Here is a 10,436-nt window from a genome sequence, read left to right as displayed (position 1 = left end):
CGCCGCCGCCCGCGCGCTCGACCCCGACGCCATTCGCCTCGCCGTCGCCGCCTCCGTCCGCCACGTCGACACCGACTACGACGACCTGCTCATGTCCGGCGTCGATCGCGACGACGCCCGACACCGGGTGCGCGACCGCGTCGACCAAATCCTCGACACCTGGCGCGACGGCGCCACCGTCCTCGACACCTGATCTCGCTGGCAACCGCACCTTGCGATAAGACTGGGTCCAGGGCGGAGAAGTACGAGTAACACCGCGCCGCATGCGCCCAGCGATGACGCGGATCAACCACGACCGCCGCCGATGCGGGAAACTCGCGAAGCCGCCGAGTTAGCCACACAGATAGCCATTACCGGCGAGGGCTCGATCCCGACTACCCCGAGCTGGCCGCGCTTCTCGACGTATTCATCCACATCCGACGCCGCGACCTCATCAAACTCCTAGACACCTTCCCGCCGATTAACCGGCGGGGAGTGATGCCCGCCCCAAAATTGGGGCAGCCAGGGAGCACTCCAACACGTACAGTTGGTCACGACGGTGGTTCGAGCACAACGCATTCCAGACCGGGCGCTCCTTTTACTCGCCGGTCGAGCGTGAGCAGCGGCGCAGTCAAGGCCTCCGCGAGCGCTACGTAGGCGGCGTCGTAGCACGACAAGTTGTAACGCAGTTCCCAAACTCTATTGCCGAGGAGTTCGTACGGCCATAACGCCACGGCCAGATCCAGTAAATCGGCGTGCGCCTGGGCGGCCTGGTCGGCGCTGACGGCGCCGCTGAGCTCGTGCCTACGAATGATGTTGGAGCATTCATAGGGAAGCAAGGTGGGCGCGAACAGCTCAGCGCCGATCATCGCCCCGCTAGCCCAGCGGCCATCCGGACCGGAGTCGAGCAACATCGCAACCACTGCTGATGCATCGCACACGGCCCGCGTCGTCATCGCCGGTCGGCGTCTTTGACAGCCAAAATTGATGCCGCGCCGAGCCGCACCCCGGTTGCCTCGACGCGCGCACGGGCCCGGGCGATGAGGTCGTCGGCTGTCGGTTTGGCAGCAGACGTGACTAGCAGCCCGCGAACGTACTCCTGCAACGACTGCCCGGTCCGTGCTGCCCGCGCCGCGAGTTCATTGCGGACGTCATCCGGGATATCGCGCACGGTTATAGCAACCATAGCTGCATTATAGCTGCATCGCTGCTGTAATGGTGCGAAGCGCTCGAAGACCGGCTGCGAACCCGGTTGTGCTTCAAATCCCTCGCCTCTCTCCCAGTCTTCTAGCACTGGGCTGGCCGTCGTTCAGTAGTGCCGAGACCGCGGCCGAAGCCTTGATGACGACCACCTGCGGTCAGCGTCCCGAGTGCTCCACGATCGGCTCCGCCGGGATCTTCAGATCGGGCACCACCCACTGCTGGCCAACAGCCGGACCGGTCACGTCGACCAGGACCGTGCCCGACGGCAACCGCCGAAACGGCACCGGCATCCGATCCTCACGCACCCACGCATACGCCATCTGCGGATGCACACCCACCGACCGCGCCCACGCCGCCAACTTCACGACATCAAGCCAAACGCACATTCACTCACAGCTCGGCTCACCCTGAGTCTCAGAACCCAGTGCCGCGTACGCCGGCCGGAGCAGATCGGTCACCGATCGACCGCGCACCGTGACCCCGAGTTCCGGAAGCTGGTCCAGCACCGTGGTCGACGACGTGGTCTGCGCCGGGACCGGGGTGCACACCTGCGACTGGGCGGCGAAGAACGAGTCGAGGCAGTCGGTCAGCGGAAGCCAGGACCTGCCTGCCCGATCTGCGGCCGCCGAATTCGACCGGGCGGCCTGCAGGTTGGCCAGCAACTCGTCCCGTTCGCGACCACGCCAGGCCACGATGGCGAACGGGTCCGCGTCGAACGACTCCGCCAGCAGATAGAACACGGCCGCCAGATGCTTGCACGGCACGGCTGAATCAGGACACGAGCAGTCCAAGGACAGGTTGCCCGCGCTGGCCGGGAACAGTGAAAGCCCCACCCCCGCAAACACCTCCTCGATGTCATGAGGCATCTCGCCAGCCAGCAATGCCGCTGTGTACCAGGCATTGTCGGCCAGCGCCCGCTCGATCTGCGCCCAGTCCGACTTTCCGAACGCGGCGATCCCGATGCGCACCCGATAAGGCTTCGCCCGGCTGCCCTGCACCTCGGCGTACACCTGCCCGGTGCTCACCTCCAGCGAAATGACCTGGCCCTTACGGGCATAGGTGCGCCCCCGCTGCAGCCGACTACCCAGCCCGAATCCTTCCAGCACGTCGATGAACCGCTTCGACCACCACGTCCGGGCGATCGCGCCGCGCGGGCTGCGCGCCTTGAGCCCGTCGGCAACCTGGATGGGTCGAGCCGCGGGCGGGTACCAGCTAGTCACCGACAGCCCCCTCCGACAGCGCGAACAAACTGCGCAACTCGCGCGTCGACAGTTCGGTGAGCCAGCCTTCGCCATCGCCGACCGCCAGCTCCGCCAGCGCCTTCTTGTCCTCGATCATGTCGTCGATCTTCTCCTCCAGGGTTCCCGTGCAGATGAACTTGCGCACCTGTACCTTTCGCTTCTGCCCGATCCGGAACGCGCGGTCGGTCGCCTGGTTCTCGACGGCGGGATTCCACCAGCGGTCCAGGTGCACGACGTGGTTGGCGGCAGTGAGGTTCAACCCGGTACCACCTGCCTTCAGTGAGAGGATGAAAATCGATGGGCCAGAACCGGATTGGAAGTGCTCAACCAGCTCGTCGCGCCGCTTCTTCGGCGTGCCGCCGTGCAGGTAGGCCACGTCTTGGCCGAAGCGTGCCGCCAGATGCGGCACCAACATCTCGGCGAACTCGGTGAACTGCGTGAAGCACAGCACCCGGTCGCCCTCGGCGAGGATCTCCTCCAGGATCTCCTCGAATCGGATCACCTTGCCCGAGCGGACACCCACCGGCGACCGATCGTGCAGCAACTGGGCGGGATGATTGCAGACCTGCTTGAGCTTCGCCATCGCGGCGAGAACATTTCCGCGACGGCTGATTCCGTCGGCGTTCTCGATCTTGGTCATCATGTCGTCGACGACCGCCTTGTACAGCGACGCCTGCTCGGCGGTGAGCGGGCAGTACTGCTTGATTTCGACCTTCTCGGGCAGGTCGTCGATGATCGTCGGGTCGGTCTTGAGTCGACGCAGCAGGTAGGGTCGGGTGATCGCCCGCAGCCTCTCCGCCGGCTCGGTGTCGCCGTACCGCTCGATCGGGACCGCATACCGGGCGCGAAACAGTTCGGGCGAACCGAGCAGTCCGGGGTTGAGAAAGTCCATGACGGACCACAATTCGGCCAGCCGGTTCTCCATCGGCGTCCCGGTGAGCGCTACCCGGTGTCCGGCTTCGAGGCGCCGGACCGCTTTGGCCCCGCGAGACAGGCGGTTCTTCACCGCCTGCGCTTCGTCGAGCACCACCCGGTTCCACCGCTGGGCGGCGAGCTCGTCGACGTCCCGCGTTGCCGTCGCGTAGGTGGTGACCACCAGATCCGCACCGGCGATTTGCTCGGCGAGCTCCTCGCCGTGACACCGCCCACCCCCGTGATGCGCGTGCACCCGAAGCTCGGGAGCGAACTTGGCCGCCTCCCGCTGCCAGTTGCCGACCAGTGACATCGGGCAGATCAGAAGCGTCGTTCCGATCGACGGATCCTTGAGGCGCTCAGTGGATTCCAGCGCTAGCATCTGCACGGTCTTTCCCAGCCCCATGTCGTCGGCAAGACAGGCGCCCAGGCCCAGTGACGACAGGAACATCAGCCAGGACAGACCGCGCTGCTGATAGGGACGCAGGGTGGCGGCGAACGTCGGCGGCGGGGTGCACGGTTTCAGCGTGGCCGCGGCGGCGCCGCTGAGCAGATCGCCCAGCCAGCCCTCCGCGTGGACCGCGACGACGTCCAGCGGCACCTCAACGCCGTCGGGGTCATCGGAGGCCAGCGCGAGGATCTCGCCCACCGTCGCCCTCCGTTCGCGATCGCTGGACAGGAACTCCAGCCCCCGTCGCAGTTGTTCGTGATCCACCGCGACCCATTGCCCCCGCAGTCGGATCAGCGGAGCCTTGGCACCGGCCAGCGCGGTGATCTCCTCCTCGGTCAGCACATCGGCGCCGACGGCCAGCTCCCAACGGAAGTCGACCAACTGTTCACGACCGAACCGCGAGACCCCGTCGACCTTGCCGTCGACGGGGGTTCCCGCCGAGACCCTCAGCCCGAGCTTGCGGTGCCGATCCCACCACGACGGCAACAGCACACCGAAGCCCGCTTCGTCGAGCAAGGGGGCGATGGCGGACAGGAAGCGGTAGGCGCCGTCGGTGTCGAGCTCCATGCCCGACGGGCAGGCCGTCCGAAGGCCGGGCCCGAGGTCCGGATACACCCGCACGGCGCGGCCCAACTCGGCCAGCAGAAGCTCCTGCGGCCGGTCCAGCCAGCGTCCCAGACCACCGTCGTGGTCCCATACCGACTCCGCCGGCACCAGCAGACTGGGATCGGCCATGGACTGCAGCATGAACTCCAGCCGCCAGCCGTCCTGCGATCCCTCGCTCTCGGAGAGCCGGAACGTCGCCCTCGCCGAACCCGCTGCACCCGAACCGATCTCGTCCCATGAGGCCAAGTGACCGGCCAACTCGGCGAAGTCGTCGTCGCCGGCGTCGAACCGGCCGCCGGCACCCGTCAATGCCTCGAGCCACGCTTCGGCCGCAGGCACACGCCGGGGTCGACGGCCGCGCCGGGCCGGCAGAAGATCCGCCGAACTCGGGAGCGTCGCCCGCACCGCCGCGTCGACCATGCCGCACAGCGCCGACATGGCCAGGGTGTCTGGATCGCAGTCCGGTTGGTGTGCGCGGCACACCGGCGGCATCGCCGCGACGAACGAGTTCACCACGACCAGGTCCTGACCGGTCAACACCGGCCGCCAGGATGCGACCGATCCTCCCTCACCGACCGCTACCGTCGGCAACACCCGGCCCCGCACCACCAGATCCTGGGCGAACGCCGCCAGGTCCGCGTAGTAGGCGACCGACGCGCCGTACCGGACATCGGCGACCGATTCGGTCAACGCGGTCAGCGCTGAGGCCGCCGACAGGCGCACCACCGGCACCGTCCATGACAGCAGGGCCGGGTCGCTGCGCGGCACCGGACGAGGCTCCGCGCGGAACAACTCCGGTGAGTCCAGGGGTGCGCTCCGCAGCGACGGCAGCGCGAGGGTGGTCATGTCCGCCTTGCCCGCGTGGATCGCGGCCACGACGTCGGCCGGCGCGGCGAATGGGTGCGGACGAGCAGCGCGGAGTGCCTGGCTGGAACTCTTCACCGTCCGCGTCGCATCCTCGGCCCACAGACACAGCTCGCTCGACAGCGCGTCGGCGGCTGTCCAGAACCCGTGCATTACCAGCATGCGCACCGTCCCTCTCACTCGTTGTGGCGATTCTTCCGTGAAGACTGCGCTCGGGGCGGACGACACGCGAGGGGGCCCGCCGCCACTGCAGTGTCAAAGGCCTCCCCACGCAGCCACCGCCCGCTGCACCCGCGCGAGAATCGAGAATATCGTGCCGCCAGGAAACGACGCAGCACCGCAGCCCACGGTCGGCTACAGTCCCAGGCCATGTTGGTCGCCGATCTGCACCACTTCATTGACCTGCCCCCCGACATCCCGGGCCCAGCGCTCAAGCTCGGCGAGCACCTGATCAGCATCGTGCAAGCGGCGACAGCCGGTGACGCCCACACCGCCTGGGAAAGCGCCCTGCCATGCCGACGCCGACCGGGCAACCGCCGCTGTCCCGGCCGGATCATCGTGATCAGCACCCGACCGGACACACCCATCCGCTGGCATTGCAACCGCTGTGGCGACGACGGCACCATCAGCAACTGGGCAGGCACTCCCTACGACCTACGTCGCCGAAAGTTGACCTTGGCCGAACCGCTGCACGAGGTCGTCATCGACGCCAATGTCGCCGCGACGCTGCGCGCCCTGACATTCCTCGACATCGATTGCCAGAGAGCAGTGTTCGCCATCCGCGCACGCGACGACCGCCTTCACCTAGCCGTCACGGACGGAGATCTGGACGAACTGATCGGCGCGGTGGCCGCCGAGGCCAACCATGAACCCAACCGGCGCCACCAACGACGACTCGACGCCGCCTTCGACGCGCTGAACACCGCAGCCAACGCTCACGGTTGGTGAACCAGATGGCCTGGTCGAGCCGCCTGGTCGCCGGGGTCATCCGTCGTGCGGTCGAGGCACCGGCGGGTTGAGTCGGCGCGCAAGATCAAAGTCGAAGACGTCGGCTTGTTTGATCGGTAGTCGAATTGTCACGATGCGTGCTGCTGCCGTCACGACGTTCACACATCGTCACCATCGGAGCGTTGCGCCAAACTGAGCCGGTGTGGCAGCCATAATGACGGGGCGGATGGCCCAACGTCCGCACTAGGGGCCCCGTGATCTGGCTTTTGCCGCTGCCCGCTCCGCTCCTCTGGTCCGTCGCGGTGGCCGTGGTCGTCGGGCTGTCGGTGGGCGGGCTGATCGTGTTCCGAAGGACCGTGTCGCACACCCGACTCGAGAATGCGAATGCCGCCTCGGGCCAGGTGTTCCAGCTTGCCGGCGTGCTCTACGCGGTACTCGTCGCCTTCGTGGTGGTTGTGGTGTGGGAACAGTTCGGAGACGCCGAAAGCGCAACCGAGGCGGAGGCCAGCGCCATCGCTGATTTGCTCCGGGATTCCACGGCGATACCTGCGGCGTACCGGCCAGCAGTGCAGCAGAGCCTCGTCGCGTACACCGCAGACGTGATCGATGACGAACTACCGCGAATGCGACGAGGCGAGTCCATCGAGGAACAGTTCGATCACACGTCCGACGTCTGGACGGCCTACCTGAAGGTCCAGCCGGAGACACGCAACGAGATCGCGTTCTTCGACCACGACATCGTCAAGTTGAACGACCTGTGCGCCAACCGCAAGTTGCGGGTCTCGGCTGGTGAGGCGGCGATCCCGGGTGAGCTCTGGGTGCTGCTCATCGGCGGCGGTGCGGTCGTGATGGCGTTCACCTTCTTGTTCGGCACAATTGACCTGTTGGTTCATGCCTGCGCCGTCGGACTGACGGCGGGCCTGATGGGGTTTGTCATGTATCTGATCTTCGCGCTCGAGCATTGGTTCGTCGGTGCGCTCTCCGTGAAGCCCGACCTATACGTGAACGTGCTACAGATCTGGACGCACGAGCAATCGCCGTAGTAGACGACGAGTTCACCTCTGCTGCACAACCAGCGGGAGCCCGAACATCCGCAACAGGGCGCACGCGCTGGCGGTTGCGTCGATGAAAAAGCAGTGGACTCTTCATGTCTCGCCTTCCCGCCCATGAGCGGCAAGTTCGCTCGGAGGCTCGGTCAGCGGTTCCACCGCGATCTCGGCTCTTTCGATTGATTCGTCCAGCCCTCTGCTGACGATGGGATTGCCATCGTGCGCGCGGTGTTGTGGCCGATGTCAAAGGAGTCGGGCCGTGGGGTCGATCCGACGTTGGCGAACTCGGCGTCAGGTGACAGCAGTGTGCCCCGACACCGCCGCTCGACGGCCGGGCGCAACTGACGAGTGATTCGCCACGAATCGTTATCAAGAAGCGCCGTTCATCGTTACCACGAAACACCGTCCGACATTCCGTAGGTGTCGGCGGTATTGCTGCACCATTTTTTCAGTGTCGCAATACAGGGGATGTCGCGCCGCGTTCAAGGATTGATCCGGCTCGAAGGGGGGCCTATATGCGCCGATCGACGGCCACACTCGCAGCAGCAATCTGTGTTCTGACCGCCGGGTGCGCGAGTACCGGCAACGCCGAGACGACGACACCCACCCGGACACTGATTCCGCGTCCTCTCGTCGAGCGGGAGCTGGCCAGCTTGTTGCTCAGCCCTGAAGAAGTCAATGCCGCCATGGGGACGACCGGAATGGCGGTGACGGACAGCCAGTCCGCGTTCGCAGACAACAGCGCCACGATGTCGCCGCTGGAATGCCTCGCCATCGACGGCGCGGCAGAAGCTGCGGTCTACGCCAACAGCGGTGACCGAGCCGAGCACGATGAGAGCCTCAACAACGGCGATGACTTCACGCACTATCTCAAGCAGGCCGTGGTGCTGTTTCCCACCGTGGAGATGGCCGGGACGTTCTTCGATGCCTCTGCTCAGCAGTGGCCGACCTGCCGCGAATACACCCACACGCAGAGCGGATCGCAGTGGACCGTGGGGCACATCTCGAACGCCAACGCCACACTGAGCACGGTCGCGACTCAACAGGACGCGCGTGCTCCCGGCTGGGGGTGTGGGCGCGCGCTGGCGCTGAGAAACAACGTCATTGTCGACATCAACACGTGCAGCGCCAACCCCGCTGACTCGGCGTCAAAGATCGCCGGACAGATCGCCGACGACGTGACATCCCGTTGGTGAGCACGATCTCAGAGCAGGATCCCTGCTGACCGACCTGAAGCATCGGCTGGGTTACGCGCCGGTCGTCTGTGGGGAGCTGCGGTCTTCAGCGGCGGGTGAACGACCTGCGCGACGACCCAGATCTCGCCATGCCCGCCCTCGACGAGACCATGCGTCACTCCCCCATTGCAGGCGCCACCATCCGCGCCGCCCATTCGCGAAGCAGAACGAAGCAATTCGGCAGTGGCTCAGGAGCAACGAGCAAAGATCCACTATGACACGAAGCCTCGAACGACACGGTTTCGGCGGACTACTCAACGACCAATTTCGCACGGCCACTTAGTTTTAACCCGCGGGCCGTGGCAGCGTATTTGTGTGACGCACCGCACGGTTCGCTAACCCGCGCCGTACTCCAGCGCCCGGTCCGATTCGACCCCACGGCTGCTCGAGATGGTCAGCTGGTCCGGCCGCACCTGATACCGCGCCCCGTCGGCCGGATTCATTGCGTCGAAGCCTCCACCGCGTTGGCCAGCTGCAGCTGGGCGCCGTCGCTCAGGTGTTCGTCCCGGTAGTAATAGCTGCCCGGCGCCGTCTCACACACGATCGCCAGCGAGTTCGCGGTTCTGATCGCCGCCGCGGGCGCACTCCCCGCGTCGCAGCGCGCCGAATGGCCGACGAAGCCCTGCCCGTCGGTGCCCGACACGCCCGACAGCGTTGCCCCGATCGTCGACGGTGACGGGGTCGGTGTCGTCGGTGTCGTCGACGTAGATGTCGATGACGACGGCGTGGACTCCTCGGACGTAGAAGGCGCCGTGGTCGTAACCGTCGTCGTCGACGGTGGTTGCGCGGCGAGCGGACTCTGCGGTTCGGAGTCGGTGCTGCCACCCGTGAAGACCAGCACCGCGGCCAGCACGGCAGCCAGCGCAAACATCGCGATCGTCCCGGCCAGCAACCCCACCTGCGTCCGGGCGAAGCGCGCCTGCTTGGCCGGCACCGGCGCCCCCGGAACAGGCGGGTGGTGCCCATTACACGTCGGCCGCGGCTCCGCCGCCGAGAACTGCCGGGTGCCCTGCGGCAGGCTCGGCCGATAGCAGTTCGTCACGCCCATCGACGTCCTGATCGGCTTGGGCTGGCTCGCACAGTCCAACGTCGACCGCTGGATGAAGGGCCGCGTCACCTCCCTTGACAGCTGCGTCGGCGTCGACCACACCAAGACCGCCGCCGCCCTCGACGCCTTGGGAGACTGGGCCCAGGACCACGGACTCGAGGGATGGCGCACCGAGTACCACGATCTCCGGTTCACCGCCAATGGCGACCCCGCAACCGAAACTACCTTCCGCACCCGTTGGGCTTCGGCCGAAGACCATGCGCCCGAGCTACCGCCCCGGCGTTCCCGCGAGCTCACGGTGATTTCGCCCCACCGTGCCTGGACCTGTTCCTCCTGCGACGACACCGGCGATCTCCTCGTCAAGACGAATGCCGGCGTGCTCTGCCTCGACTGTGCCGACCTCGGGCATCTGGTGTTCCTGCCGTCCGGCGATGCCGCCCTGACCCGCCGCGCCAAGAAGGCCAGCCGCCTGTCCGCCGTGGTCGTCCGCTGGAGCTCGAGGCGCAATCGCTATGAACGCCAAGGCATTCTGGCCGAAAACGACGCCATCGAGAAGGCCGCCCAACAATGCCTCGAGGACGCCGATGCCCGCGCCCTGCGCCGCACACACGACCAGGTGCGCCGCGCAGCAGTCGACGAGAAGTTCCGCGACGACTTCGCCGTCGCCATCCGCGATCAGTTCCCCGGCTGCCCACCTGCGCGCGCAGGCACGATCTCCTACCACGCCGCCCTGCGCGGGAGTGGCCGCATCGGACGCAGCGCCGCCGCCCGCGCGCTCGACCCCGACGCCATTCGCCTCGCCGTCGCCGCCTCCGTCCGCCACGTCGACACCGACTACGACGACCTGCTCATGTCCGGCGTCGATCGCGACGACGCCCGACACCGGGTGCGCGACCGCGT

At 66.7% G+C, this 10,436-nt stretch carries 11 protein-coding genes; 5 read left to right on the top strand and 6 right to left on the bottom strand.

Annotation, left to right across the window (positions count from 1 at the left end; translation table 11 throughout):
• On the top strand, positions 1–193 hold a 193-nt coding region (locus VET27_RS10570; protein WP_526517780.1), incomplete at its 5' end, for a DUF2293 domain-containing protein.
• 337 nt (positions 194–530) lie between these two features.
• Here VET27_RS10570 and VET27_RS10565 read toward each other — a convergent pair.
• The 5 genes from VET27_RS10565 to VET27_RS10545 all read right to left on the bottom strand — a co-directional run bounded on the left by VET27_RS10565 (position 531) and on the right by VET27_RS10545 (position 5,418).
• Positions 531–935 (bottom strand): type II toxin-antitoxin system VapC family toxin, encoded by a 405-nt coding sequence (locus tag VET27_RS10565; RefSeq protein ID WP_526517778.1) that lies wholly within the window; start codon positions 933–935, stop codon positions 531–533.
• Positions 932–1,165, bottom strand: a complete 234-nt coding sequence (locus tag VET27_RS10560) for a FitA-like ribbon-helix-helix domain-containing protein (RefSeq protein ID WP_526517776.1) — start codon at positions 1,163–1,165, stop codon at positions 932–934. The genes VET27_RS10565 and VET27_RS10560 overlap by 4 nt, the downstream gene beginning before the upstream one ends.
• A gap of 172 nt (positions 1,166–1,337) precedes the next feature.
• Positions 1,338–1,547 carry a hypothetical protein gene (locus VET27_RS10555; protein WP_526517774.1) on the bottom strand — a complete coding sequence of 70 codons (210 nt, stop codon included), beginning with the start codon at positions 1,545–1,547 and terminating at the stop codon, positions 1,338–1,340.
• 21 nt (positions 1,548–1,568) lie between these two features.
• Entirely contained in the window at positions 1,569–2,402 is an 834-nt protein-coding gene (locus VET27_RS10550) for an SWIM zinc finger family protein (RefSeq protein WP_526517772.1), read from the bottom strand.
• The gene (locus tag VET27_RS10545) at positions 2,395–5,418 is read right to left on the bottom strand and encodes a DEAD/DEAH box helicase (protein WP_526517770.1); all 3,024 of its coding nucleotides are present in this window, start codon (positions 5,416–5,418) and stop codon (positions 2,395–2,397) included. Before VET27_RS10545 ends, VET27_RS10550 begins: the two co-directional genes overlap by 8 nt.
• A 207-nt stretch (positions 5,419–5,625) precedes the next feature.
• Here VET27_RS10545 and VET27_RS10540 point away from each other — a divergent pair, with 207 nt between their 5' ends.
• The 3 genes from VET27_RS10540 (at position 5,626) to VET27_RS10530 (ending at position 8,449) form a co-directional block, all read left to right on the top strand.
• A complete protein-coding gene (locus tag VET27_RS10540; protein WP_526517768.1) occupies positions 5,626–6,204 on the top strand; it encodes a hypothetical protein in 579 nt (192 codons plus the stop codon).
• Between the two features lie 254 nt (positions 6,205–6,458).
• A complete protein-coding gene (locus tag VET27_RS10535; RefSeq protein WP_526517766.1) occupies positions 6,459–7,247 on the top strand; it encodes a bestrophin-like domain in 789 nt (262 codons plus the stop codon).
• Positions 7,248–7,768: 521 nt separating this feature from the next.
• Entirely contained in the window at positions 7,769–8,449 is a 681-nt protein-coding gene (locus tag VET27_RS10530; RefSeq protein WP_526517764.1) for a sensor domain-containing protein, read from the top strand.
• Positions 8,450–8,927: 478 nt separating this feature from the next.
• On the opposite strand, the gene VET27_RS10525 is transcribed toward VET27_RS10530, so the two are convergent.
• Complete coding sequence (locus VET27_RS10525; protein WP_526517762.1) at positions 8,928–9,605, bottom strand: hypothetical protein; 678 nt, start codon at positions 9,603–9,605, stop codon at positions 8,928–8,930.
• On the opposite strand from VET27_RS10525, the gene VET27_RS10520 reads away from it, so the two are divergent.
• Positions 9,589–10,436 (top strand): DUF2293 domain-containing protein (locus tag VET27_RS10520; RefSeq protein WP_526517760.1); only part of this gene is annotated, 848 nt, incomplete at its 3' end. The two genes, VET27_RS10525 and VET27_RS10520, sit on opposite strands and share 17 nt — an antisense overlap.

This window comes from Mycobacterium sp. (assembly GCF_035633495.1).
Taxonomy (GTDB): domain Bacteria; phylum Actinomycetota; class Actinomycetes; order Mycobacteriales; family Mycobacteriaceae; genus Mycobacterium.
This window is presented reverse-complemented; position numbering and strand designations above follow the sequence as displayed.

Bases quoted from the DNA above. Each gene is read 5' to 3' on its own strand.
- VET27_RS10565 (WP_526517778.1), bottom strand. From the start codon at position 935: ATGACGACGCGGGCCGTGTGCGATGCATCAGCAGTGGTTGCGATGTTG.
- VET27_RS10560 (WP_526517776.1), bottom strand. From the start codon at position 1,165: ATGGTTGCTATAACCGTGCGCGATATCCCGGATGACGTCCGCAATGAA.
- VET27_RS10545 (WP_526517770.1), bottom strand. From the start codon at position 5,418: ATGCTGGTAATGCACGGGTTCTGGACAGCCGCCGACGCGCTGTCGAGC.
- VET27_RS10540 (WP_526517768.1), top strand. From the start codon at position 5,626: ATGTTGGTCGCCGATCTGCACCACTTCATTGACCTGCCCCCCGACATC.
- VET27_RS10530 (WP_526517764.1), top strand. From the start codon at position 7,769: ATGCGCCGATCGACGGCCACACTCGCAGCAGCAATCTGTGTTCTGACC.